Below are 24,888 nucleotides of genomic sequence, written 5' to 3' on the forward strand. Positions count from 1 at the left end.
TATCTCCGGGTTTTCTAGCTGCTGTAGGTCAAACCTAGCAAGCTCTTGAACTATGTCAGTTATTGGGGCAAAATTACATAATCTTTTAACCCAAGTGTTAATAGTTAAAACTCTATGGCTTAAAGAAGGTGCTAACCAACCTTGAGGTTTAGTGCGGTTAAGAAATCTAGCTTGACGATAACGAGTATGTCTAGAACGTCTTCCTCGCCTTACTCCTTTTCGAGTTTCTAGGCTTTCTTTAATAGCTAAACCTCTGTGTTGTAATTCCATACCCCAGATGACTTTATTATTTTGAACTAACGCAAAACCTGTAGTTTTACTCCCTGGATCTATTTTTAATTCAATCGGTTGAGTTGGAACTTCAGATTTAGGTTCTTTCAAAATTATGGTAAATGGAAATCTTCTAAATACAGCAGCTTTTTGTTGATTTAATAAAAAACGTGCATCTCCTGGATGAATTGGAGTAAGTGGTTTTTTGTTGGTATCAAGAACTAGAACAAAATTAGACATTTAAATTTCACCTTTTCAGGGTAATGTTTGCTTCAACCTTGTTATCTGAGCTTGTTATGCTAAATACACTATCCTTGCGGATTGTTTAATAAGTAGCAACATGGCAGGGGACTAGCGAATCCCAAGGTGTTATGACCTAGATAACGTTTACTCATGTTTTGAGTGGTTTGGTTCACATAAACTACAGATTACTCCGTTTATTTATGCTCTCTTACACAGAAACCATTGAGAAATCAAAAGATACCCATAAAAAACTATCCGCCCTGATTTAGATCGGTTGACCTAATATCAGGGCGGTGTAGCGGGTCTTCAGGTTGCAACCAGACTGCCGGAAGGAACTCCGAACTCTAGCCTAGCTACTTGAGCTAACTTAGTATCACAAGGAAACTAAGGCTAACTTTTAGAGAACAGCCCCGGCACACAGCCGGCTAACTGCAACCTGATGACCCATGCTTATACTACTTTCTATCATGGGCATCACCTCCTTGTTGCCTAAGCGGTCTTAGTTTTAAAAGGGCAGAGCATCTCGCTCTGGGTTATTAACCTGCACTCAATATAACACAGAAATTTTAATTGCAAAAAAAATAAACCCCCGCCTTGTGGCAGGGGCTGAATAAAAAATGAGGAATGAGATTTGAATCTTAGAGAGCGTTACCGCGAGGTAGAACTTCCTCTGGGAAGACAAACTGTTTGTGGGGTTGGTCTTGAGGAGCCATCCAAGCGCGGATACCTTCGTTCAACAAAATGTTCTTGGTGTAGAAAGTTTCAAACTCTGGGTCTTCTGCTGCCCGTAATTCTTGGGAAACGAAGTCATAAGCCCGCAGGTTTAGTGCTAAACCAACAATCCCAATTGATGCCATCCATAAGCCAGTTACTGGCACAAATAGCATGAAGAAGTGTAACCAACGTTTGTTGGAGAATGCAATCCCGAAAATCTGTGACCAGAAACGGTTTGCTGTCACCATTGAGTAGGTTTCTTCAGCTTGGGTAGGGTTAAAAGCAGGGAAGGTGTTAGAAGAACCTTCACCGTCTTCAAACAAGGTATTTTCTACTGTGGCTCCGTGAATGGCACACAACAGCGCACCACCTAGAACACCTGCTACACCCATCATGTGGAAGGGGTTAAGTGTCCAGTTGTGGAAACCTTGGAGGAATAGTAGGAAACGGAAAATTGCAGCTACACCAAAGCTAGGGCCAAAGAACCAGCTAGACTGTCCCAAGGGGTACATCAGAAATACGCTGACGAATACCGCAATGGGGGCAGAGAAGGCGAGAGCGTTGTATGGACGGATGCCTACAAGACGGGCAATTTCAAATTGGCGCAACATGAAGCCAATCAATGCAAAGGCTCCGTGTAGGGCTACGAATGGCCACAAGCCACCCAATTGGAACCAACGGGTGAGGTTGCCTTGAGCTTCGGGTCCCCACAACAATAGTAGGGAGTGTCCTAAGCTGTCTGGTGGGGAGGAAACTGCAACTGTTAAGAAGTTAGCTCCTTCCAGGTAAGATGATGCTAATCCGTGGGAGTACCAGGATGTGACGAATGTTGTACCGGTGAGCCAACCGCCTAGTGCTAGGTAAGCGCAGGGAAATAATAATATCCCTGACCAGCCTACGAATACAAAGCGATCGCGCTTTAACCAGTCGTCTAATACGTCAAACCACCCTCTACTAGGGGCGCGTCCAACTGCGATGGTCATGAGAAGGAATCTCCAAATTGTTTATAAGTACAGGTCTGTTTATAGATAAACCTTTTACAGCTATCTGTATGCAGACAGTTTACCAGATTGTCAATCTAGTTTACAAATTTTTACTGACTCTCATAATTATAAACACATATTGTTAATTTTTCCACTAAATTCTTGATTTAGTCATTAGTCATTAGTCATTGGTCATTGGGAAGTTACCGTCTTCTCCCCCCTGCACCCTGCACCCTGCTCCCCTGCCTCTTCTCCCCCCTGCACCCTGCACCCTGCTCCCCTGCCTCTTCTCCCCACTCCCCACTCCCTAACGTTAAAATGAGTTCTACAGTTCTGTTTGACTAATCCTAAATGTTTACCATTGACTTAAGTATCAAAAATACTGCTTTTCCCGTATCAGTACAACGTAAGACAGCAGAGGATGCTGAAGCGATTTATCAGCTAATTTTGGCAGCTATGCGCTCTGGGAACCCTGACATCGTGGAACTTAAGTGTGAGGGTAAGACAGAAAAGAAAGTTGCTGTCCGTTCTAGCGAAATTTCTGGAGTACAGATTGTTCAAAAAAGATGGTGCAACTACTAGTGGCGGTAGACCACCAGGCTTTTTTGCAGTCACAGCTGAATAAGTAAGGTATAAAAATGTCAGAAGTTGGCATTGAGGTCAAGGATTTAGAATTTAGTTGGCCTAGTGGGGCGAAGGCAATCCAATCTTGCTCTCTGGAAGTACCTGTGGGTGAATTTTGGATGCTTTTGGGTACAAATGGCAGTGGTAAATCTACATTACTCCGATTACTGGCCGGGCTATTAGCTCCTCAGTCCGGTGAAATTAAGGTTTTAGAACCCGTTGGTTTCGTCTTTCAAAATCCTGATCATCAACTGGTGATGCCAACTGTTGGTGCTGACGTGGCTTTTGGTCTGGTGGATGAAAAGTTACCGCCTGCTACGGTGAGGACAAGGGTGGAGGAGGCTTTAGGTTCGGTGAATTTGTCTACCTTGCAATTACGCCCAATCTATGCTTTAAGTGGGGGACAAAAACAACGTGTGGCGATCGCAGGTGCGATCGCTCGGCGTTGCGAAATCTTATTATTAGATGAACCCACAGCTTTACTCGATCCAGATAGCCAATTGGACTTAGTGGCTGGTGTCCGTCGCCTTGTCAAAAGTCGGGGGATTACAGCCCTATGGGTAACTCATCGCCTAGACGAGTTGAATTACTGTGACGGCGCTTTCTTACTAGAAAAAGGCTGTTTGATAGATAAGGGTGAGCCTCAACGTCTTAAACAACGTTTGATGACAATGGATGATCAAGCTTCTTAAACAGCCATTTTCTACCATCCCTTTTTTTGAATAATTACTAACAATTGGGACGCGCCTTGATCGGGCGCGTTTCTATTAGGGCAAGGTTTTTCCAGTCAAATTGGGGAATCTGATCGGATTTTTTACTGATTTGTAACATAGAGTTACAGACAATACTTCAATTACTATGAAAATGAATGAATTTTGTTAACTCTAGATAACTGTGATTAAAAACCATGCCTCGTTCATTACTCCAAGCTGTCTTGTTAGTAGACGGCTACAATATAATTGGCGCTTGGCCTTGCCTGAAGAAAACCCGTGATCATGCAGGATTAGAGGCAGCACGCTGGGAACTGGTGGAAGCTATGACTAACTACAGTTCTTTTCAAGGTTATGAGACTCAAATAGTTTTTGATGCCCAATATCATCAAGCTTCTAGCAATCAAGAAATTATTACAGAACTTTTATCAGTTCATTACACTGATTTTGGGCAAACGGCAGATACCTATATTGAAAAGTCCTGTGCATCTCTGCGCTATAAAATAGCCCAATCTCTGATTCATCGCGTGATTGTGGCTACCTCAGACCGCGCACAGCAGTTGATGGTTCAGGGGTATGGTGCTGAATGGTTGTCGGCACAGCAACTGTGTGGTGAGGTAGAAACTACAATTTGTCGGATGCGACATAAATATCAACAGCGCAAACAATCCAAAAGTAGGTTCTTAGCCAACTCTATTGATGCTAAGGCCCGGCAGCGACTGGCTGAATTACGCATGGGGTTACAGTAGATATTAAAATATAAAAGCCTGAAACCAGCCGCCAGAGGGCGTTTTGGCTATAGTGTTATGGGAATTCAACATTGGCAAAAAAAAGTTTGAAAAAAGACTTGCCAAATCTTATATTTAGTCTTAAGATGTTTAATTGTAAGCGTTCCTCAGTAGCTCAGTGGTAGAGCGATCGACTGTTAATCGATTGGTCGCTGGTTCGAATCCAGCCTGGGGAGTTTAATTAAATCATCTGAAGAAGTCTGAAGCATGGAGGACAAAGAACCCAGCTTCAGACTTTTTCCTTTGATGCTTTTGTGATGAGCGATCGCTTGGTTCTAAGCTGTTCAATATTTGACTGGCATAACATCAACATGGGGGGAACCAGATGCCCACCCCACAAGAGTTTCATCTAATTTAAATCTGCAAACTAGATGTTTTTCAGATGATCTGGAAGATTTTGCACTTTCGGCACAACACTAAACACCAGATAACAGAAGCATAATTGCGTATAATGTTATGCTTTTAAGCGATCGCACTTAAATTATTAAAATTAGGGTATAGCTTTTATATGACCTCTGGGGCATTACCTGCGAATCCTTTTGTAGCTGCGGGGATGATTGAAGACCCCAGGCTGTTTGTCGGTCGTAAAGATGAGCAAGTCCTAAGTTGACAATTTCATAGACAAAACTATACTTATATTGACAAAAATCAATATATATTTTAGGAAAAAATCAACTACTTGATATATAATACGGTGATATCAAGTATTGAATTGAGACTATTGCCGACGCGAAAACCAAGCAATGATGGTGGTAGTCTTTTTCAGAAACTTAATTGGAACACAATCGCGTCTGGCTAAGGCGTGAAAGTCTACTGAGGGATAACTGCTCCCATGCTCCCGTTGAAGTAGAAAGTAAAGTCTAGTTTTGTCTAGGTTTTATATAGCAGTTACACGCGATCGCATCTCGAATGAGTGGAGTCCAGCCGATAAGTATTAATATTGTTGGTGACAAGCGAATTGGTAAATCTTCGTTGCTGTATCACTACTTTTTGACTTGGGAACAGCGAGTACCAAACCCCAGCCGTTATGTCGTCATTTACCTCTCCCTACAATCTGCTGTATGTCAGGGAGAGGTAAATTTTTATTTAGCAGTGGCGCGGGAATTGTTGAAATTTTCCACTGTGGCGACAAATTCAGCTTTAAGCGACCCTTACCTCAAATCAAAGCCAGCAAATTAGCTGAAGATCCATTTCCAGCGCTGCAAACTTGGCTCACAGAAATAGAAGGCAAATATTCCAATAAGCAATTTCTTCTCTGTTTTGATGAATATGAGCGATTGAGTGAGGTGGTGAAAGAAACAAATAGCCGTGCGCCTCTCAATTTTATTCGTAACCTGCTGCAACACCAAAAAAAATGGATTTTGCTGTTCAGTGGTTCCCACCAGCTATCTGAACTTGATAATTATTGGAGTGATTATTTAATTAACACCCGCGCCTTGCAGATGAGTTTTTTGCAAGAATCAGAAGCTCGTGAGTTGATTCTACAGCCTGTGGAAGACTTCCCCAACATATATGAAGCAACTGCTGTAAATGAAATTATTGAACTTACTCACTGTCAACCTTATCTCGTCCAGTTGGTATGTTACGAGTTGGTGGAGTTACTCAACCAAGATATTAGGAGAAATCAGCGACAAGCAGATACAGCCCAAGCCACTGCACAGGATGTACAAACAATTATTCCCACAGTGCTTGAGCGAGGTGATCAGTATTTCCGCGAATTATGGACAAGTTTAGCAGATAGTGACCGCAATTTACTGCGGCGGGTAATTCAAGGCGAAACTCCCACACAGCAAGATAAAGGAGTTGTGCGAAAACTTGCACGCAAAGAAATTTTGACTCAAGAAGGCAATGCCTTTCAAGTCCCTTTGGTGCAAAGATTTGTAGAACAGTTGCTAGAAGATGAGTGATTCTCATCTTCATAAGTAGGTAGTCACAAATAAACCTAACTATGTAACAAAATGTAAAATCCTCAAATCCCTTGAGATTGCTTCACTCCGTTCGCAATGACATAACTTGAAATTTTCCCGCATACTTACTTAGCTGGCTCAACCTGAGTTTAAGTATGAAATATGACGCTTGCTAGCGGTAGAAATGCTAGGAGAAAACTATGCCAAGATAGAGAGTTGATTTCTGCTGTGGGTGCTGGTGGTGCTAATAAAGCTTCTATTCTCTGTTCTAAACGCTCGCTTCCACTAGCCCCTAAAGCTGCACAGCAAATTTCTGATGATACACTGCTACTGCTGTTACTCACCACCATCAGCAATGACTCTGCTAATAGCAAAGGATCTATCTGTGAAGCTGCGTAACTATCCGCCCGTAATTCCCGCAAAGCTAAGAGTTCCTCCCACAAAGCATCTGTATTGGGTAGCCAACTGGTACAAGCACGTACCCAACCCAGCCAGAAAAACCAAAATGTGTCCCGGTAATGGTAGTGTCCTTGTTCATGCGCTAAAACACTATCTACATGGGCAGGAGACAGGGTTTGCAGCAATCCTTGACTAACTACTAATTCTGGATGCCAAAAGCCTATTTGACCCGCAAAGGGCGCGTCTGTGTTCAGTAATCTAACTTGTCTACCCTGAATATTTACTAGGGGAGATTTACGGGCAGATTCTACAGATTGGCAACCTTGGAAGGCTAAAACCATGCACAAAATGGCGAAAAAGCCTAAAAGAATTAACGCTAGTTCATAACTCCACCAGCCAGTGTGTATTCCGCCCATTTTGCCTTGCGGCCCCATGAATAACACTGCGATCGCCGTCATAAAAATTAATAATGGGGGGAAGAGAAATAAAAACAGCGATCGCCGCCACCGGATATCCCAATTTCCTTGGAGATGATTCCCAGAGTGTCTTAAACTCCAAGCAACTGTGATAGCAGTCAAAATCATCATCAAATGCATGATTATTGTCCCTCCCTGGCTTGGCGTGCGGCTTGAATGCGTTGAGCGATCGCTTCTAGTTGGTCACTGGCGGCTGCATCTAGACTATCAGCAAAGGCGGCGATCACATCAGGATTACCCACGGCGAGAAATTTCTGTAACTGGTCATGCGCCTTAATTACCTGTGCTTGCTGCTTTGTCAGCTTTGGTAGCCAATAAAATGCCCGTCCTTGTTTGTTACAAGCTAACCAACCTTTATCAGTGAGACGACGTAAAACTGTAGTTACAGAAGTATAAGCTAATTCTCGGTTAGGGTCAGAGAGAATGCGATCGTGTACATCTTTGACTGTAGCTGAACCCAGTTCCCAGATAATATTCAAAATTTCTGCTTCCAAGGGGCCTACAGACATTTGTTTCGGGCGGTAGTCGGGTAAAGGTGCCATATTAATTTTGTAACGAATTGTAGAGGTGGGATCTGTGGATTGCCAAGATTTCCTCTCTATTTTGCCAAGTACCAGAGGATTAAAACCTTTTCTGCTGGGATTTATTCTGTTTTCAGATTACCTTTGTTTGTCTTCGCTGGCATCAATTTTGCAACCATATATAAGAAATACTCTGGTCTGATGATAAGAAATACTCCGAATTTAACTGTGATTATGGTGAATGACACCCATTAGAATGTAATCTCGGCAATAGTATTTAGAGCAGGTTTATCCACCGCGTGAAGCTATTCATATACCACACTCCGGAATTGACTCCTACCGGCGAAACTCCAGACTGCGCGATCGTAGTTGATGTTTTGCGGGCTACTAGCACTATAGCGACTGTTTTGGCATCTGGTGGCGAAGCTGTGCAAGTCTTCAGCGATTTAGAACAATTGATTGCAGTTAGCGAAAAATGGCCACCGGAAAAACGACTCCGAGCTGGAGAACGCGGCGGTGCTAAAGTAACTGGCTTTGAATTGGGTAACTCTCCTCTTGACTGCACACGGGAAGTAGTTGAGGGGAGGCGTTTGTTCATCAGTACCACCAATGGAACTCGCGCCTTACAACGGATAGAACACTCCCCCAGTGTACTGGCCGCAGCTTTGATTAATCGGGCGGCGGTGGTGCAGTATCTCCTGGATAAACAACCAGAGACTGTGTGGATTGTCGGTTCTGGTTGGGAAGGCTCTTTTTCTTTAGAAGATACAGTTTGTGCTGGGGCGATCGCTCATAGTCTTGTCGAGAAGTCCCAATTTTCTCAAGACGAATTAGCTGGTAACGATGAAGTAATTAGTGCGATCGCGCTTTACTCACACTGGCAAAATGACTTATTGGGATTATTCCACCAAGCCAGCCACGGCAAAAGATTACTACGTCTGGAATCCCACGAAGATTTAAAATATTGCGCTCAAACCGATATTTTAGATGTCTTGCCCATACAGCAAGAACTGGGGGTGTTAAAAAGCCAGTAAATAAAAAATTCTTTTTCTGTTTGAAGATGCCCTTTTCTAGATTATAATCTGGAAAGGGGTATACTTGCTAAATATCGATTATCTCTAAATCTAAAAGTTTTTTTATAAAAGTTACAAAATTTCCAAGAGCAGGAACATTACTCAGAGTATTTTGGCTAATCCAGTTATTATCTTTAATACTCACTGTATTAGTCTTCCCTGGTTTCAAAACACTGACAACCGTAGCTATTAAAGCCTTCTTATCATCAAATGGTTTCCACTTGGGCTTATGTTCTCCATCAAACTCAGCTAAATATAAAGCCGCTTTTTCCATGTGTAAAGGATAAGCATATTCTCCACAACTACAAAGAATATTTTCTAGTACACCTTTCTGTGAATTATCTGGCAGTACATAAATACCTGTTCGTGGATCACCTGGATCTACATTTCCTCCGACTGTGGGAAATCCAGGGAAATATACTTGGAAATCTTTGCTATATTTTTTAGCAATATTATTTGGTGAATCCTTATCAGCATCGGCAATAATTCCAAATGCTTCAATTTGTTTTTGATACGGGGGATGACTGTGCAGAATGAGTGATAGATTTCGTGACAGGTTGCTTCCACCACCCGCATAGATAGCAACTGAGAGAGTATCTGTAAAAAAAATAGATGGCATATCTAACCTTTCATACAAATCCCCCCCTTTTTTAGGATAAATTGGTCTAAATTTTGCCCAAAATGAGTCTAAATTAGATTCTTTACCATCAAATTTTTTGAAATTTAGCAGATTGAGAACCTTGCCAACAAATGCTGAATCATTGGGACCTTCAACGCCAATAAGAGCATGCTTCCGACTCACCAGCGAACCTCCTGTCCTAATTCCTCTCGAAGTATTTTGAGCATATTTCTATCCAGCCGCACTACATTAGTTTGTGAAGCATCAGGTTTTATTCTATACACTACTAAGTCAGTTTCGGAAGTGTTTGCAACTAAGTCAGTTTCGGAAGTGTTTGCAACTAATAGCGCATCAATAACTTCAAGACTGTGAGTGGTTGCAAAAATTTGTACGTTCATTTTCCGAGACCAGTCAATCAACCACTTAAAGAAAAATTGCAGTGCTTCGGTATGAATTGCAGTTCCTAATTCATCAATTAGCAGAATTCCTTCTTTTACTCTGGGAAGCATTAAAGCCATTGATAGCAAACGAGAGACACCATCACCAAAAGCACTGATTGGTGCAATACCAGTTTGTTGATGCTTAATGTATATACTAGGATTACGTATTCTTTGACCTGGAGGAACTACAAGTTCAAGGTCAATAATTCCTGAGTCCATATACTGAAGTAATCTAATTACCTCAGACTTGAAATCTTGAAAAATTGCATCTGAAAGCAGCCGAATTTGAAAACGTTCCGCACGGTGGGAAAATGGGGTAATAGTAGCAACAGGTAATGCTAGGTTTTTTTGCCCTCGTTTGGGAATAAATCTATCATTTTCCCATATTTGAAACTTTTCGATAATCTCGTTTTGATTCTGAAACAAGTCTATTTGAACAGTAGCAGGAGTAACTCTTAGCTCTAACTCTGCACCTTGTCGGTTGCTAAAATCATCCTCAAGACTTTCATCTCTATCATTAATTTCTTCATCACCAAGTGTTTCTTTAGATATCCATGTTCCTTCAAGTTCCTGGTAGGTTGCTTCTAATTTACTGACTGGGAAATCACCTGTACCAGATATCAATATCTGTCCTTGGTAACTCTGAGTGTGTTTTCCTTGTTTCTGTTGAGGAAATAACCATTTTAGAGCTTCCAACCTGGAACTACTACGATATAGACTGATTTCTCGTCGCAATGCTGTTGACAGCCACTCAGATAAATCTAGTGGACGACAGTACGTTGAAATTGCTTCCAGTACACTCGTTTTACCTGCGTTGTTAACTCCCACAAGGATATTGATTTGTCCTGTATCCTTTAATTCCAGGTTCTGTAAACCTCGAAATTGGTGGATGGTTAAACTTTCAAGATTTCTCATAACCAAACTAAACCTAAGTTGTAGCCATTCGATTTTATCTAACTGATACTTTTATTTTTCAGTTTCAATCCAATCTTTAAATATAACTTTTTTATTGGCACATTATATTTTTGAACTGAAACAGCTTTTAATTTATATATACCCATAAAAAAATCCCCTAGTATGACTACCAGGGGTAAAGGTTTGTAATTCAGTTACTTGGGGGAAATACTAGCCAGCATTAGCTAAGAGTAACTCTCGCTTTTCTGAGCCATGTATTGTTACCTGATTGTCATCATCAATATCCGCAATGGCTGTAACTCCCTCGGTGACTTGACCAGAAAGCATTGCTTCAGCCAGAGGGTCTTCTAACAAGCGCATAATTGCTCGGCGTAACGGTCTCGCACCGTAACTGGGGTTATAGCCTTCTTCCACTACACGCTCTTTAAAGCGTTCTGTAACTTCTAAAGTGATGCCTTTTTCAGTCAAGCGGCTAGCAATTTCGCGGAGCATAATATCAGCAATTTGCTTGACTTCATCTTTAGCAAGTTGGGTGAAGACGATAATATCATCCAAGCGGTTGAGAAATTCCGGACGGAAGTAAGCTTTCAGTTCTTCATTCACTAAGGTACGAATGCGGTTATAGCTTGCATCGGCCGCAGTCTCAAAGTCAAAGCCTAAACCACCACCACCTTTTTCAATTACCTTAGAACCAATGTTGGAAGTCAGAATAATTAGGGTGTTCTTGAAGTCCACTTTCCGACCTTTCGCATCGGTGAGGTGTCCGTCATCTAAGAGTTGCAGCAGCATATTAAATACGTCAGGATGCGCTTTTTCGATTTCGTCGAAGAGAATCACTGAGTATGGTTTGCGGCGCACGGCTTCTGTTAGTTGTCCGCCATCGTCGTATCCTACGTAACCAGGAGGTGAACCAATCAGCTTGGAAACTGTATGTCCTTCCATGTACTCGGACATATCTAGGCGAATCATCGCTTCTTCACTGCTAAAGAAGTAAGATGCCAAAGATTTTGCTAACTCTGTTTTACCAACTCCGGTAGGTCCAGAGAAAATAAAACTAGCAATGGGACGATTGGGATTTTTTAACCCGACTCTGGCGCGACGAATGGCGCGAGATACGGCTGTAACTGCTTGTTCTTGACCAATTAACCGCTCGTGGAGTGTGTCTTCTAGGTGCAGCAGCAACTCTGACTCTGATTCGGTGAGTTTGTTGACTGGTACTCCTGTCCAAGAGGCGACAATTTGAGCAATGTCTTCCTCATCGACGATGGGTGACTTGACAAAATCCTCATTTTGTGCTTCAGCTTGCAGATCGGCTTCGAGTTTCATTTCCTCGTCGCGCAGTTCTCCAGCTTTGCCAAAATTCTGGACTCTGACTGCTTCCTGTTTGGCTTTACTCACACCGACTAATTGCTTCTTGAGTTCTTTATTAGTCGAAATCCGCGAGTTCCGCAGGCGCACACGAGAACCAGCTTCATCAATTAGGTCAATTGCTTTATCTGGTAAAAAGCGATCGCTAATATAACGGTCTGACAGCTCGGCGGCTGCGAGTACAGCTTGATCAGAAATATGGACTTTGTGGTGCTGCTCATAAGCTCCGCGCAATCCGTAGAGAATTTCCACAGTTTCTTCTACTGATGGTTCCCCGATCAGAATTGATTGGAAACGACGCTCTAAAGCCGCATCACGCTCAATATGCTGACGATATTCATTCAGAGTGGTTGCACCAATACACTGGAGTTCACCGCGTGCTAAGGCAGGTTTGAGGATATTGGCTGCATCTAAACCGCCTTCTGTACCACCCGCACCAACTAAGGTGTGAACTTCGTCAATCACCAGAATGATATTGCCAGCAGAACGAACTTCTTCGACAATTTTCTTCAGGCGTTCTTCAAAGTCACCACGAAAACGGGTTCCAGATACTACCATGCCCATATCAAGACTGATAACTTGCTTATCTAGCAAGATTTCCGGTGCATCTTGATTGACAATGCGTTGAGCTAGACCTTCGGCGATCGCAGTTTTCCCAACTCCTGGTTCACCAATCAATACAGGATTATTCTTTGTCCGACGACCGAGAATTTGGATGGTACGCTCAATTTCTTTGGCTCGACCAACTACAGGGTCAAGCTTGCCTTCCTGAGCTAATTTAGTCAGATTTCTGCCAAATTCCTCTAGAGTCACGCTTTGGCTGCGCTTGGAGCTACTACCTGTACTCGCAAAAACAGTTCCACCTTCACCCAAACGGCGGATGACGTTTGTGCGGACGTTCTTAAGGTCAACCCCTAGATTTTGGAGGACTTTGGCGGCGACACCTTCACCAGCCTCGGTTAATCCTAAGAGTAAGTGTTCAGTGTTGATGTAGTTATGTCCCAGACTGTTGGCTTCTCGAAAGGATTGCTCGAATAAGCTTTTCACCTTGGGAGTAAAAGGAATTTCTGGTGGTACAAAGCCAGAACCTCTACCGATAATTTTTTCGACTTCGCGGCGTGCTTCCTTGAGAGTTACACCCAATTCGGCCAGTACTTTAGCAGCAACCCCAGTCCCTTCTCCAATTAGTCCCAGGAGAATTTGCTCAGTTCCTACGAAATTGTGTCCTAGGCGGCGTGCTTCCTCCTGGGCTAACATAATTACTTTAATGGCTTCGGAAGTGAAGTGTTCAAACATAGTGGGTTCTTGCTCCCTTGCTGCTTTGGGCGTTGGGTGAGCTAAATATTCACCCTCATTTAAACTTTTTTGTATTTTCTTAAAGATAATGTATCTTTATTTAAAGTTACATGGCAGTGGTGAGAGCCGTATGAGGTGGGGTGTGGTTGCCGTCATGATTAATTATGGCGGTATAGAAAGACTATTAAATCTCGATTTGGGATGAAGTAATAATCCAACTATAGGTATAAATCATGTCTGAATTACACGCAAATAAAGACCAACAACATCCCCTCTATAACCGCGATCGCTCCTCTATTAATATTTTACTCGCTCAAGAGGCAACGGAGTACAATTTAGCCGAATTAGCTAGATTAAGAATTCGTTATCAAGGCTTTCCAGGGGCGAGGGACATCCAAAAAGACCTGGATCAAATCTTGCAGCAGTGGGGTTTGACAGAAGCCGAACTTTTGGAAAAAACTCGCCAAATGCACAATATAGGCGGAATTTATCAAAGTCGCGGCAAAAAAGAAGAGCAAGATTGGAATTAGTCGTTGGTCATTGGTCATTGGTCATTGGTCATTAAAGATATCTGAGAATGTAGAGACGTTCTATGGAACTTCTCTACAAGGGTTCACCGAAGGGTCGAATTCAACCTTATTCATTTTATTCATTGACCTTTCTTTCTTCTCCATATTTCCGCAGCTGCTGTAGTAGCTTGTCTTGGGATGAGTCGGGGATGGCTGGATTAACGATTGGTTGGGGGTTGGGTTCAAAAATAGCAACAGCAGCAGGTGTGGGTTTAATATTCAGCGCCTGTTGCTTTGGTGGGTTTGGAGTGGGAAGCTCAATTTTAGGTGTACTAACAGGAGGCTGTTTAACAAATGGTTTCTTTACAGGAAGCTGTTTAACACCAGGTTTGCTCACGGCTATTTTGAGTGAGTCTAAAGTAGCAGCTACCTTGACATCTTGCTGCATCTGTTCTGTAGAAGACACTAAACCACTTAAACCATTGACCAATTGCAGCAGATTTTGCCGGAAAGCTGGATCACCTGTCAATTCGTCTAAATCAGAGGTAATTTTTTGGGTATTTTCAAAAGTTACCCTGGCTGAATCTAAGGTTTGCTGCATTAGCACTAGATTCTGAGGATCATTTAAAGTTTTAGACGCGTCGCGTAAGTTGGCTGAGGCTTGGGCTGCATTTGCGGAAAGACTTTCTAAATTGTTGAGTAATTCGCCTTGGGTGAGTTGATTAACCGCAGGTGATAGGCTACTGACTGTCACCCGGAGTTGGTTGCTAGTTTCGGTAATATTATTTAAAGCCCCAACTAAAGAACTCCGGTTGCTGGTGACGAGTTCATCTAGGTTACTCAACAAGCGACTAGCTTGATTGGCTGTGGCACTAAATTCACTTGCTGTCGCCCCTAATTGGTCTACTGTTTTAGTGGCGGATACAGTAAGTTTATTTGTGGATTGTTGTACTGAATTAGCGGTGGTGGAAAATGTCCCTAGTTGTTGTTGAAAGCTTTTGCTCAAAACTTGGAAATCCTGAGTCAGGGATGCAACTCCAGTGGCTGCTGCTGTTGAGCTTTCTAAAAGTCGATTTAGGTTTTGGTAAAATGCTGGATCATTGTATGTAGTGGCTAAATTAGTTGAGGTGCGAATCAGTTCATCAATGCTGATGCCAATTTCACCTGTTAACCGAGAACCATTACACACTATCAGACTGTCATCACAATTATTATCTAGGGGTTTAGCGATCGCCCCAACCGGTATAGATGTTTTAGGTGTAATATCGATAATACTTTCACTAATTAATCCGCTCTGATTAGCTTCAATTACTGCATCGCGGGAAATCATCAGGTCAGCTGGAGCAATTTCAATTTCCACCTCTACGGCATTTGAACCTGCTTTCAGTTTAGAAATATTGCCTACTTTCACACCCCGATAGCGAACCGGTGCGCCTCTTTGCATACCTCCAGCATTAGCAAATTCCACTATGAATTTGTATGAATTAGTGCCTGCGGTAAATCTATTTAACCAGAGGACAATCATCACAAATGCTCCCAAACCCACGAGTATGAGCAACCCCACTGAGCCTTCTCTCAATGTGCGCTTAGACGCAAAGCTGTTTGTTATGATATCTCGCATATGATTTATTTCTCCATCGACCTAGTACAGCACGGCGTAAATAAAGCAACCCTACGGGTTCTCCAGTCTTTGCATTTAATCTCATAAAATTGTAGTTGTCCGTAGTCAACCGTAGCTATACCCGTCACTACAATGAACCTTAGTAATATCTTTCATTGTTGAAAATTCAACTCTAAAACCATTGATAACAATCTCACATCCGTTTTTTGTGGGAGTTTTAACACGACTTACATACTTTCCAGAAGTTATGTTTTTACGATCTTTGTGCAAAGTAGCCTTAACAAAATCTCCTGTAGAAACATGAGTGAATATTTTTTTAGGCTCAGTGCAAGGAAAACCAAATTTATTGATCCTACAGAATCTTCTGCAACTATGCCCCGTGCTTTTTACTGTTAAAATTTTTGTTGTCAGTATTTTGAGAGTTTCAACTTTTCCTACACAAGCAGCATCAATCCAATGAGTTTTAGGCAATCCTAAACGAGTTCTATTAAACTTAGTTAAACCTCCTGAACCTGTTGTTATAGGTAATCCAGTTTCTTTTAACTTATTAAATAAAGCCCATCTCGTTGAATTTACAGCAGACGCATCTTTTAGTGGACGCTTGGCTTGGGATAAAATTTGCTTCAACAACTCAGGCTTTTTTGCTAAAAACTTCTCAATATCTTGAGTACCTTTTTTGATATTGCATTTCTCACAAGCTAGACACAAATTAGAAATTCTATTAGTTCCTCCTTTGGCTTTTGGTTTAATATGCTCAACTTGTAAAGGGACATTTTCCGCAGTACAGTATGCACATTTTCTATTCCATTTATTCAAAAGATATTCACGGACTTCATACCCTTGTAACTCTCCCTGTTGATACTCAAAGCCTGATATCTCCGGGTTTTCTAGCTGCTGTAGGTCAAACCTAGCAAGCTCTTGAACTATGTCAGTTATTGGGGCAAAATTACATAATCTTTTAACCCAAGTGTTAATAGTTAAAACTCTATGGCTTAAAGAAGGTGCTAACCAACCTTGAGGTTTAGTGCGGTTAAGAAATCTAGCTTGACGATAACGAGTATGTCTAGAACGTCTTCCTCGCCTTACTCCTTTTCGAGTTTCTAGGCTTTCTTTAATAGCTAAACCTCTGTGTTGTAATTCCATACCCCAGATGACTTTATTATTTTGAACTAACGCAAAACCTGTAGTTTTACTCCCTGGATCTATTTTTAATTCAATCGGTTGAGTTGGAACTTCAGATTTAGGTTCTTTCAAAATTATGGTAAATGGAAATCTTCTAAATACAGCAGCTTTTTGTTGATTTAATAAAAAACGTGCATCTCCTGGATGAATTGGAGTAAGTGGTTTTTTGTTGGTATCAAGAACTAGAACAAAATTAGACATTTAAATTTCACCTTTTCAGGGTAATGTTTGCTTCAACCTTGTTATCTGAGCTTGTTATGCTAAATACACTATCCTTGCGGATTGTTTAATAAGTAGCAACATGGCAGGGGACTAGCGAATCCCAAGGTGTTATGACCTAGATAACGTTTACTCATGTTTTGAGTGGTTTGGTTCACATAAACTACAGATTACTCCGTTTATTTATGCTCTCGCCTATTGTTCGCGTAGCGTCTCGTAGAGGGGGAAACCCTCCCACAGGGCTAGTTCACCTTTAAAATCCTTCAAAAGCCTGTGTTATGAGTTTTTTGACTTTTGACTTTTGACTTTTGACTTTCGCCTTGCGGTACTACCCAGCCACTTGAATTGGTCCTTTGACACTGCCACTAATAAATTGTCTAATCAAGGGATTTTCTGTGCTATCTATGTCACTAACTGTACCTTGCCACTGCACTTTACCTTGATAAAGAAACACTAGTCTATCAGTTGTACGGCGAATGGTACTATCTTGGTGCGTCACAATAGCATAAGTACTACAGACTCCTTGTGTCAATTGTAACTCTCGAATTAAATCTTCTATGACTGTTGAGGCAATAGGGTCAAGTCCGGCTGTGGGTTCATCGTATAGTAAAACTTCTGGGCCCTCTGTGAGATTATCAGGATTAGAGATAATTGCTCTGGCAAAACTTACCCGTTTTCGCATTCCCCCGGATAGTTCAGATGGGTAGAGATGGCTAATTCCCGATAAACCGACCATTTCTAATTTTTCTTTAACTATCTGTTGAATACGCGATCGCGGTATCTTGGAATGTTGATACAGTAAAAAACCCACATTTTCATCCACTGTCAACGAATCAAATAACGCCGCTTGTTGAAACACCATCCCAATCCCAATCGGATCAGCGCTGTCCTCAATTAACCCATCTCGCCGTACCCCTTGGATATAAATTTCTCCGCTATCGGGAGCCATTAATCCGGCAATAATTCTTAACACCGTTGATTTACCAGTTCCTGAAGGCCCAATAATCCCTACTGCCTCCCCCCGGTAAATCGTCAAATCCACATTATCTAAAACTTTATTACTACCAAAGGACTTAGAAATGCCTTTTAGTTCAATTAATGGTTCATTCATTAGTCATTAGTCATTGGTTATTAGTCATTGGTTATTAGTCATTAGTCATTAGTCATTAGTCATTAGTCATTGGTCATTAGTCATTAGTCATTAAAATATGAACTCAGCACTCAATACTCAGCATTCTCAAGATGTCATCGTAATTGGTAGCGGTATTGGTGGGTTATGCGCTGCGGGTTTACTTGCTCGTTATGGTAAGCGGGTGATTGTGTGTGAAAGCCACGCAATTGCAGGCGGTGCAGCCCATAGTTTCAGACGACGAGGATTTGAATTTGATTCAGGCCCCTCTTTTTATTGTGGTTTAACAGATACACAAAGCTTGAATCCTGTCAAGCAAATTCTCGATGTTCTAGGCGAATCTCTCCAAGTTATACCCTATGATCCATTAGGACACTATCACTTTCCTGAAGCCATTTTTGCAGTTTATGGCCATGCTGAAAAGTACCTGAATGAACTCGATAAAATAACGCCCCAAGGTGCTAAGGAATTTCAACAGTTTGCAGAACGCTTATTAAAGCTATACGAGGGGATGAAAGGTATTCCCACTCTCGCTTTGAGAGCAGATTGGCAGGTAATTTTGGTATTAATGACACGTTATTTACCATCTTTAACGAAAATGTTACCTAACTTACCCCTTGTTCAATCTTCTGTGGGTAATGTCATGGATGCTACAGTCAAAGACCCTTGGGTACGTCGGCTGATTGACCTGGAATGCTTTTTATTATCTGGTTTAAAGGCACACGGCACAATTGCCCCAGAGGTAGCTTTTATGTTAGGTGAGCGCTCCCGTGCTGGGGTTGAGTATCCTGTGGGAGGGAGTGGTGCAATTGTCAATGCTTTGGTGCGGGGTTTAGAACGCTGGGGTGGTAAGTTACGTTTGGGGTGTCATGTCGAGCAAATCTTGGTGGAATCGGGTAAAGCTGTCGGTGTAAAGTTGCAAAATGGTGAAGTTCTCCAAGCGCCCATAGTCATTTCTAACGCGACGATTTGGGATACTTACAATCACCTGTTACGCCCTGAAGATTTACCTGCATCATATCGGCAAGTTGCATTAGAAACACCAGCAGTTGATAGTTTTCTGCATTTGCACTTAGGAATTAAGGCGAATGGTTTAGAAAATTTGACGGGACATCATGTAGTAGTGCATGATTCAAATCAAGATATCAGCGTACCGGGTAATACTTGCATGATTTCCATTCCCAGTGTGTGGGATGCAACGTTAGCACCAGAGGGACATCATGTGGTTCATGCTTACACTCTGGAACCTTATGCAGGATGGGAACGAAATGATGGGTATGAAGCCAGGAAACAAGAGAAAGCGCAAACTTTATATCGGGCTTTAGAGCGAGTTATCCCAGATATTCGTGAACGTGTAGTGTTGGAACTGATTGGAACACCGCTAACTCATGCTCATTATCTTAGACGATATCAGGGAACTTATGGTCCGGCTATAGTTGCGGGTAAGGGGATGTTTCCTAGTACGCAAACACCGATAAAAGGTTTGTATCGTGTGGGTGATAGCACTATGCCGGGAATTGGTGTACCTGCGGTAGCTGCTTCTGGGATTTTGTGTGCTAATAGTTTGGTGAATGTGCAGCAAATGGGGGAGTTATTAGAAAATGTAAACTATTGATTACATCCCTGTATTTATAAGAATTTGAAACATAATTGCAGACGTTTCAAGTTACCCCAGCTACTACCGTTAGCCGAGCGGGGAAATCAAGCAAAAATACTATAATTTGCTTAAAGCTTAACTTATCGTACTCCTGAAACACAAAATGATAGAAGTATCGCTCAAGGTATTCTGTTCCTACTCTCACAAAGACGAATTTCTACGGAAAGAACTAGAAAACCATCTGAGTGTTTTCACACACCAGGGTAAAATTTCAATCTGGCATGATGGCAAAATAATGCCAGGGGAAGTGTGGGATCGGCAAATTAAAGATAATCTCAATACAGCCGATATAATTTTGTTGCTTGTGAGTTCTGATTTTATGGCTTCCGAATACTGTTGGAAAGTTGAGGTAACAAAGGCAATAGAACGTCACGATTTAGGAGATGCTTGTGTTATTCCCATTATTTTGCGAAGTGTTGCATGGAAATATGCACCATTATTTGCTAAAATTCAGGGTTTGCCAAAGGATGTCCAAAATAATATCTTACCTGTAAAGTCATGGACTGACCAAGACGCTGCATTTACTAATGTAGCTGAGGGATTTTGGAATGCGGCTGAGAAATTGATTGGGGCGCGTAAACAAAAACTCAACCAGCAAGAAGAAACTGAAAGGCTACAAAGACCACGAGAACGAGAAGAAGCTGAGAGAATACGTAAACAACAGGAAGCTAATAGGTTACAAAGACAACGGCGAGAAGAACAAGAAGCCGAAATACTACGGCTAAAACAAGAAGAAGACGATAGGTTAAAGAGAGAACAAGAACAAGAAGCCGAAGAACAAAAACGTCAAAAACTCGAAAAAGAAGCAGCCGAAAGGATACAACGGCAACGAAAGGAAGCAGAAACACGAAAACTCGAACAGGAAAAAGCTGAGAAACTACGCCAAAATGAATTACCTTCAGATAAAGGTGTAGACTATACGCGGTTGCGAGATTTGCTCAAAGCTGGAGAGTGGAAAGAAGCAGATCAAGAAACTCTGAAAGTGATGCTAAAAGCTGCTAAGAGAGAAGAAGAAGGCTGGCTTGACACCAATTCAATTGAACAATTTCCCTGCACAGACTTACGCACTATTGACCAACTTTGGGTAGAATATAGCAATGGGCGTTTTGGTTTTAGTGTACAAAAGCGTATCTGGGAAAGTGTGGGTGGAAATCCCGAAGCGGATTATGAAACTTGGTGCAAGTTCGGCGATCGCGTGGGCTGGAGAAAAGGATTTATTATGATGAAAGAATGGCGAGATTATAAAGACCTGACCTTCAACGTCAAAGCTCCCGAAGGACATCTCCCCGGGTGGTGGGTGGTGGGGTGGTGGGTATGGATAGTGGTTGGAGGTGGGGGTGAGGTGGTGGGGGTGGTTACATATTCTCTCGCGTCGAGACTTGTAAACTGTAACATATAAGGCTTACACACATATTCTCTCGCGTCGAGACTTGTAAACTGTAACATATAAGGCTTACACAAAATTGTAAAGATTTCTAAACAAGTCATTTTCCACGAAGTATTGCGGGTTCTACGTTTCCGATACCTGGCACTGCTGCTTTCCCCACGTTGCTTGTTTTGCTTGTAGTATGTCGCCAGCAACTTGCGGGTTATAACAATTAGCCAAGATAAACTGAGATGCCACTTTTTCTACTTCTTCGTTAGTCGCTTCCCATTCATCCCAAGGTAGTCTAACTTTTTTATCAAAGTAAATTTAAAATAATTATTTTCCAAATGTTTAATTTTATTCTCTAAAATAGAGATATCTTAGTGTTCCTATTTGATAAAACTAAGAACACAGATTTAACGTTAATAAATTTTGCTGTATGAAAATTAAAGGTATCAAGCGCAAGAACACCATAGAACTATTTCAGGAAATAAAAATTCCTGATGGTCAACAAATAGTGATTGAAATTATACAGGAAGAACCTAAAAAAAATGGAATTAGTGAGTCTCAGTTCTGGCAATCACTAGAAAATTTTCGCCAAGAACAAGAATTAGAAATAGAACCAGAAGTTTTTGCAAATGTGAGAGATACTTCACCAGGACGTGAGGTAAACTGGTGAGTCCGCGCTTTTTATTAGATACTAATGTTTTCTCTGAGCCATTGCGCCCAATTCCTAACTCGAATGTTATGGAAATGCTACGACAGCATGAAAATGAAATAGCTACAGCAACTGTTGTCTATCATGAAATACTTTTCGGGTCTTATCGTCTTCCAGATTCAAAAAAACGTCGAACTATAGAAAAATATCTCCAAGAAGTAATTCAGCCTAATATACCTATACTGCCGTATGATAATAACGCTGCTAAATGGCACGCTTTAGAAAGAGCGCGTTTGGTGGCTATTGGCAAAACACCATCATTTCCAGATGGTCAAATTGCTGCAATTGCTCATGTTAATGATCTAATTCTTGTTACTAATAATGTATCAGATTATGCTGATTTTAGCCAACTTCAAATCGATAACTGGTTTCTATAAGCTACTTTGACGACCTGATACTTAAGACTATAACGAAGTCAGTATTCTTGTGAAATTAAACTGAGAATTGAAACGAGTATTTACATCTGACAAATGGCTTTTAAAACTTGTAATAATTCAACTGCACGGGGAGGCTCCATAAAATTTAATAATGGCATCAGATGATAAATGGGAGGATTACCCTGTTCAATATAAACAAACTGATAACCCCTGCCATTAGTTGTTAAACCCCAAACGGATGTTTGATTATTTAAACTTTTATAGACATAAGTGAGCAGTTGAGGTAAGCCTGTTGATATATCAATTTGACTATTTTTTGATTCAATGAAAAGTATCCAAAAATATACTTGAAATTTAGTATTTTTAGCTTTACTAACAGCTAAAATATCCATCCTGCCTTTAATTTTGGTATCTTCATCTTCAACCTCAATATCAGCAATATCTTCTTCTAAGCGAATCTCGATGGGATAGCGATAAAATCCAGCTAATCTCAGCAAGGGTGCAATAACAAGAAATTTGACCTGTCCTTCCGAAACTTTGCCAGATTTCAGGTAACGTCGAAAGTCATCTCTAATTTGTAGAAGTTCTTGGTGTTCTGCTTCTAGGAGAGGTTCCAGGGATAACAGAGGGGAAAATGAGTCCCTATACTCTTCTTGAAAGCCAAACAGACGCTGTATATCTTCTAGAGATAAATTACTAGCATTGAGAATTGTCATTGATTTTTATGGGATGTGAGTCAGGAATACTTAATTACATTAATAGCAGTTATTCCCCATTCCCTAGCTTTTTCCAAAACCATTATAGAGACGTTCCATTGAACGTCTCTACTTTATCGAAGATGTCAATGCTGATGCACTTTTTCTAGTAACCACATAGAAGCAACTGTACCGAAAAAATGAGCCGCAATACCATTAATATTCGCTACTACTATGAACACATCAAGCGCTCGAATAATCTTGTTAGGGTCAGTAATTGCGACTCCTGGGGGTTGGGATACAGCTTTTGCTACTAGCACACTCACGCTGGTTCCTGCGCCTAAAATGGTGATGAATATTCCCACTAAACTCACCAGAATACCCATGCGGATAGCTCTAGTTGTATCCGCTTTACTAGGATGCAGAGTTGGATTAGGATTGTCTAAGCGTTTACCTATGCGCGTATAACGAAAATCCCAAAATACGCTGAATAATAATAATAAAATTCCCCCAACAGCCCAAAATACTCCTATTCCTAAACCTGGATTCGATTTATCTGCAAAATTACGACCTGTAGAAGCAAACAATAATAATAAGCCAGAAACCAATGCTAGCGCCAATTGTACCCATAAGGTAATCCACCCTGTGAGACGAATTTGATTGGCGATGTTATGAACTTTGTTTCTATTATGATGTGATGTTGCTAGCGATGATCGCGATTCTGTTTCTGGTTCCATATTAATTTTAGTTGTCCCCATAATACATAATATTTGCACTGCCCTAACTCATGCACCCACCCACAGACCGAATACCGCAAAATCTTGAGGAATAGATGCAATAAATGAACAGTTATCAAACTCTAGGATGATGATAAATCAGTCAAAAATTGACATAATGTTCCGATAAAGCATGATATTTAAGAATATGCAGCTAATGTTAAAGAATAAACAGCATGATTAGATCGTGGATGGTAATTGGGGGTGTGGCTTTTGTAATTGCTTTGGCGGCTAATTTGATTACGCCAAGTGGTATCCAGTGGTTTAAGCGCTTACGAAGACCCAGATGGTTAACTTTTGAAGGGGCGATTCCGATTATTTGGACTGTAATTTTTATTTGTGGTGCTTGGTCAGCTTATATCGTCTGGGAAAGTAGTCCAGGAACTACAACAACTTGGTTACTTATGGGTTTATATTTACTATTAGAAATAGTGACTATCGCCTATACACCTGTTATGTTCCGCCTGCGTAGTTTGCGAATAGGTACAATTCTCGGTGGTACAGGTTTGGTGATTTGTCTAATATTAACACTTGCCATTTTACCTGTTTCTACTTCCGCAGCATTGTTATTAGTTCCCTATTTGCTATGGAGTCCCATCGGTACTTATACTACTTGGAAAATGATTAGCCTAAATCCTCAAGATGCGTAAAACTTGCAGGTAAATCATCAGCTTTACTCAAAATGAATAAACTACCATCTCCGCCACGTCCAATTCTGAAATTTTCATCTAAATAAGTAATATCAAGAGTAGGTATTCTACCTTGGGGACCATTAGCAGGAACTACTTTAAATGGGTTAAGTTGAGGAGTGTCAAAGCCAAATATCTTCTGAATGGATAGATAGCGTTTATCGAAATTTACATTGATGCGTTGATTCGGTAAAGGCGATAAATTATCTGTGGCTGGTGCAAAACTAGCTGTTACTTTCACATATCCCGAAACTATTCCCAGAGGATGTTTCACAAAAGCTAAGTTGAAAAATAGTGTATTGGTAACATCAATTACCTGATAAACTTCACCCAACTGTAATCCTAATGGTAGGGAATCTAAAGAACGGATTTCTCTAGCTGTGGAGTATAGCAATTTCCAAGCACCATTAAGTAGAGAAATAGCATTTAAGAGTGGTTGGGGATGAGGATTACAACTTTCTAGTTCTGTAGCTAATTGGGAGATTTCTGCGGCTGAGGTTTTATCTAGCTTCAAATCGGTGAGAGGAGAACTGAGATTACTTTTGGTTTGCATCTCCTCTAGGGAAGCTTGTAATTTTTGCTTTAATGAAAGTGGATTATTCAA

23 protein-coding genes, 1 tRNA gene and 1 pseudogene are annotated in these 24,888 nt (G+C 41.2%); 12 read left to right on the forward strand and 13 right to left on the reverse strand.

All coding sequences use genetic code 11. The features are described from left to right. Together iscB (NSP_RS05055) and psbD are read right to left on the reverse strand one after the other, a co-directional pair. The coding region (iscB, locus tag NSP_RS05055) for an RNA-guided endonuclease IscB (protein WP_017803858.1) at positions 1-510 on the reverse strand (510 nt) is incomplete at its 3' end. Between the two features lie 641 nt (positions 511-1,151). Further along, on the reverse strand, positions 1,152-2,210 hold the full coding sequence (gene psbD / locus NSP_RS05060) for a photosystem II D2 protein (photosystem q(a) protein) (RefSeq protein WP_006198347.1): 1,059 nt from the start codon (positions 2,208-2,210) through the stop codon (positions 1,152-1,154). Positions 2,211-2,561: 351 nt separating this feature from the next. On the opposite strand from psbD, the pseudogene NSP_RS05065 reads away from it, so the two are divergent. The 5 genes and pseudogenes from NSP_RS05065 (at position 2,562) to NSP_RS05085 (ending at position 6,239) form a co-directional block, all read left to right on the forward strand. After that, positions 2,562-2,835 (forward strand): annotated as a pseudogene (locus NSP_RS05065) (UPF0367 protein family). 13 nt (positions 2,836-2,848) lie between these two features. Then, positions 2,849-3,526, forward strand: a complete 678-nt coding sequence (locus NSP_RS05070; RefSeq protein WP_006196979.1) for an ABC transporter ATP-binding protein — start codon at positions 2,849-2,851, stop codon at positions 3,524-3,526. Positions 3,527-3,741: 215 nt separating this feature from the next. Beyond that, positions 3,742-4,293 carry an NYN domain-containing protein gene (locus tag NSP_RS05075; protein WP_006196980.1) on the forward strand — a complete coding sequence of 184 codons (552 nt, stop codon included), beginning with the start codon at positions 3,742-3,744 and terminating at the stop codon, positions 4,291-4,293. Between the two features lie 143 nt (positions 4,294-4,436). Then, a tRNA-Asn gene (locus NSP_RS05080) sits at positions 4,437-4,508 on the forward strand. Between the two features lie 819 nt (positions 4,509-5,327). Next, complete coding sequence (locus NSP_RS05085; protein ID WP_231859536.1) at positions 5,328-6,239, forward strand: nSTAND1 domain-containing NTPase; 912 nt, start codon at positions 5,328-5,330, stop codon at positions 6,237-6,239. A gap of 149 nt (positions 6,240-6,388) precedes the next feature. On the opposite strand, the gene NSP_RS05090 is transcribed toward NSP_RS05085, so the two are convergent. Together NSP_RS05090 and NSP_RS05095 are read right to left on the reverse strand one after the other, a co-directional pair. Further along, entirely contained in the window at positions 6,389-7,234 is an 846-nt protein-coding gene (locus NSP_RS05090; protein ID WP_006196984.1) for a M56 family metallopeptidase, read from the reverse strand. Between the two features lie 2 nt (positions 7,235-7,236). Beyond that, positions 7,237-7,656, reverse strand: a complete 420-nt coding sequence (locus tag NSP_RS05095; protein ID WP_006196985.1) for a BlaI/MecI/CopY family transcriptional regulator — start codon at positions 7,654-7,656, stop codon at positions 7,237-7,239. A 278-nt stretch (positions 7,657-7,934) separates the two neighbouring features. Here NSP_RS05095 and NSP_RS05100 point away from each other — a divergent pair, with 278 nt between their 5' ends. Continuing rightward, positions 7,935-8,669, forward strand: coding sequence for a 2-phosphosulfolactate phosphatase family protein (locus NSP_RS05100; RefSeq protein WP_006196986.1), 735 nt, complete (start codon positions 7,935-7,937; stop codon positions 8,667-8,669). Positions 8,670-8,736: 67 nt separating this feature from the next. Here NSP_RS05100 and NSP_RS05105 read toward each other — a convergent pair whose 3' ends face one another. The 3 genes from NSP_RS05105 to NSP_RS05115 form a co-directional block, all read right to left on the reverse strand. Continuing rightward, positions 8,737-9,510, reverse strand: coding sequence for a DUF3226 domain-containing protein (locus tag NSP_RS05105; protein ID WP_006196987.1), 774 nt, complete (start codon positions 9,508-9,510; stop codon positions 8,737-8,739). Continuing rightward, a complete protein-coding gene (locus NSP_RS05110; RefSeq protein WP_006196988.1) occupies positions 9,507-10,682 on the reverse strand; it encodes an AAA family ATPase in 1,176 nt (391 codons plus the stop codon). Before NSP_RS05110 ends, NSP_RS05105 begins: the two co-directional genes overlap by 4 nt. A gap of 210 nt (positions 10,683-10,892) precedes the next feature. Next, positions 10,893-13,346 (reverse strand): ATP-dependent Clp protease ATP-binding subunit, encoded by a 2,454-nt coding sequence (locus tag NSP_RS05115; protein ID WP_006196989.1) that lies wholly within the window; start codon positions 13,344-13,346, stop codon positions 10,893-10,895. 233 nt (positions 13,347-13,579) lie between these two features. On the opposite strand from NSP_RS05115, the gene NSP_RS05120 reads away from it, so the two are divergent. Beyond that, on the forward strand, positions 13,580-13,876 hold the full coding sequence (locus NSP_RS05120; RefSeq protein ID WP_006196990.1) for a DUF3288 family protein: 297 nt from the start codon (positions 13,580-13,582) through the stop codon (positions 13,874-13,876). Positions 13,877-13,991: 115 nt separating this feature from the next. On the opposite strand, the gene NSP_RS05125 is transcribed toward NSP_RS05120, so the two are convergent. From NSP_RS05125 to NSP_RS05135, 3 genes are all read right to left on the reverse strand, one after another. Then, positions 13,992-15,476 carry an MlaD family protein gene (locus NSP_RS05125; protein ID WP_006196991.1) on the reverse strand — a complete coding sequence of 495 codons (1,485 nt, stop codon included), beginning with the start codon at positions 15,474-15,476 and terminating at the stop codon, positions 13,992-13,994. Positions 15,477-15,581: 105 nt separating this feature from the next. Then, positions 15,582-16,859, reverse strand: a complete 1,278-nt coding sequence (iscB, locus tag NSP_RS05130) for an RNA-guided endonuclease IscB (protein ID WP_006196992.1) — start codon at positions 16,857-16,859, stop codon at positions 15,582-15,584. Positions 16,860-17,205: 346 nt separating this feature from the next. Continuing rightward, a complete protein-coding gene (locus tag NSP_RS05135) occupies positions 17,206-17,988 on the reverse strand; it encodes an ABC transporter ATP-binding protein (protein WP_006196993.1) in 783 nt (260 codons plus the stop codon). Positions 17,989-18,085: 97 nt separating this feature from the next. Here NSP_RS05135 and NSP_RS05140 point away from each other — a divergent pair, with 97 nt between their 5' ends. The 4 genes from NSP_RS05140 (at position 18,086) to NSP_RS05155 (ending at position 22,124) form a co-directional block, all read left to right on the forward strand. After that, complete coding sequence (locus NSP_RS05140) at positions 18,086-19,621, forward strand: phytoene desaturase family protein (protein WP_006196994.1); 1,536 nt, start codon at positions 18,086-18,088, stop codon at positions 19,619-19,621. Between the two features lie 145 nt (positions 19,622-19,766). Continuing rightward, positions 19,767-21,062 carry a GUN4 domain-containing protein gene (locus NSP_RS05145; protein WP_071839273.1) on the forward strand — a complete coding sequence of 432 codons (1,296 nt, stop codon included), beginning with the start codon at positions 19,767-19,769 and terminating at the stop codon, positions 21,060-21,062. Between the two features lie 406 nt (positions 21,063-21,468). Next, on the forward strand, positions 21,469-21,708 hold the full coding sequence (locus tag NSP_RS05150; protein ID WP_006196996.1) for a hypothetical protein: 240 nt from the start codon (positions 21,469-21,471) through the stop codon (positions 21,706-21,708). Next, on the forward strand, positions 21,705-22,124 hold the full coding sequence (locus NSP_RS05155) for a type II toxin-antitoxin system VapC family toxin (RefSeq protein ID WP_006196997.1): 420 nt from the start codon (positions 21,705-21,707) through the stop codon (positions 22,122-22,124). The genes NSP_RS05150 and NSP_RS05155 overlap by 4 nt, the downstream gene beginning before the upstream one ends. Before the next feature lie 80 nt (positions 22,125-22,204). Here the strand turns inward: NSP_RS05155 and NSP_RS05160 are convergent, their stop codons facing one another. Continuing rightward, positions 22,205-22,840, reverse strand: coding sequence for a hypothetical protein (locus NSP_RS05160; RefSeq protein WP_006196998.1), 636 nt, complete (start codon positions 22,838-22,840; stop codon positions 22,205-22,207). A 125-nt stretch (positions 22,841-22,965) separates the two neighbouring features. Further along, positions 22,966-23,577, reverse strand: a complete 612-nt coding sequence (locus NSP_RS05165; protein ID WP_006196999.1) for a DUF3611 family protein — start codon at positions 23,575-23,577, stop codon at positions 22,966-22,968. Between the two features lie 194 nt (positions 23,578-23,771). Between NSP_RS05165 and NSP_RS05170 the strand changes: the two genes are divergently transcribed. Further along, entirely contained in the window at positions 23,772-24,245 is a 474-nt protein-coding gene (locus NSP_RS05170) for a TspO/MBR family protein (RefSeq protein WP_042202370.1), read from the forward strand. Here the strand turns inward: NSP_RS05170 and NSP_RS05175 are convergent. Continuing rightward, a complete protein-coding gene (locus NSP_RS05175) occupies positions 24,220-24,888 on the reverse strand; it encodes a PAP/fibrillin family protein (protein WP_006197001.1) in 669 nt (222 codons plus the stop codon). The genes NSP_RS05170 and NSP_RS05175 overlap by 26 nt on opposite strands.

The organism is Nodularia spumigena CCY9414 (assembly GCF_000340565.2).
GTDB lineage: Bacteria > Cyanobacteriota > Cyanobacteriia > Cyanobacteriales > Nostocaceae > Nodularia > Nodularia spumigena.

Coding starts and splice junctions, on each gene's coding strand:
- psbD (WP_006198347.1), bottom strand. CDS start 2,210: ATGACCATCGCAGTTGGACGCGCCCCTAGTAGAGGGTGGTTTGACGTA.
- NSP_RS05070 (WP_006196979.1), top strand. CDS start 2,849: ATGTCAGAAGTTGGCATTGAGGTCAAGGATTTAGAATTTAGTTGGCCT.
- NSP_RS05075 (WP_006196980.1), top strand. CDS start 3,742: ATGCCTCGTTCATTACTCCAAGCTGTCTTGTTAGTAGACGGCTACAAT.
- NSP_RS05090 (WP_006196984.1), bottom strand. CDS start 7,234: ATGCATTTGATGATGATTTTGACTGCTATCACAGTTGCTTGGAGTTTA.
- NSP_RS05095 (WP_006196985.1), bottom strand. CDS start 7,656: ATGGCACCTTTACCCGACTACCGCCCGAAACAAATGTCTGTAGGCCCC.
- NSP_RS05110 (WP_006196988.1), bottom strand. CDS start 10,682: ATGAGAAATCTTGAAAGTTTAACCATCCACCAATTTCGAGGTTTACAG.
- NSP_RS05115 (WP_006196989.1), bottom strand. CDS start 13,346: ATGTTTGAACACTTCACTTCCGAAGCCATTAAAGTAATTATGTTAGCC.
- NSP_RS05120 (WP_006196990.1), top strand. CDS start 13,580: ATGTCTGAATTACACGCAAATAAAGACCAACAACATCCCCTCTATAAC.
- NSP_RS05125 (WP_006196991.1), bottom strand. CDS start 15,476: ATGCGAGATATCATAACAAACAGCTTTGCGTCTAAGCGCACATTGAGA.
- iscB (WP_006196992.1), bottom strand. CDS start 16,859: ATGTCTAATTTTGTTCTAGTTCTTGATACCAACAAAAAACCACTTACT.
- NSP_RS05135 (WP_006196993.1), bottom strand. CDS start 17,988: ATGAATGAACCATTAATTGAACTAAAAGGCATTTCTAAGTCCTTTGGT.
- NSP_RS05140 (WP_006196994.1), top strand. CDS start 18,086: ATGAACTCAGCACTCAATACTCAGCATTCTCAAGATGTCATCGTAATT.
- NSP_RS05145 (WP_071839273.1), top strand. CDS start 19,767: ATGATAGAAGTATCGCTCAAGGTATTCTGTTCCTACTCTCACAAAGAC.
- NSP_RS05150 (WP_006196996.1), top strand. CDS start 21,469: ATGAAAATTAAAGGTATCAAGCGCAAGAACACCATAGAACTATTTCAG.
- NSP_RS05160 (WP_006196998.1), bottom strand. CDS start 22,840: ATGACAATTCTCAATGCTAGTAATTTATCTCTAGAAGATATACAGCGT.
- NSP_RS05165 (WP_006196999.1), bottom strand. CDS start 23,577: ATGGGGACAACTAAAATTAATATGGAACCAGAAACAGAATCGCGATCA.
- NSP_RS05170 (WP_042202370.1), top strand. CDS start 23,772: ATGATTAGATCGTGGATGGTAATTGGGGGTGTGGCTTTTGTAATTGCT.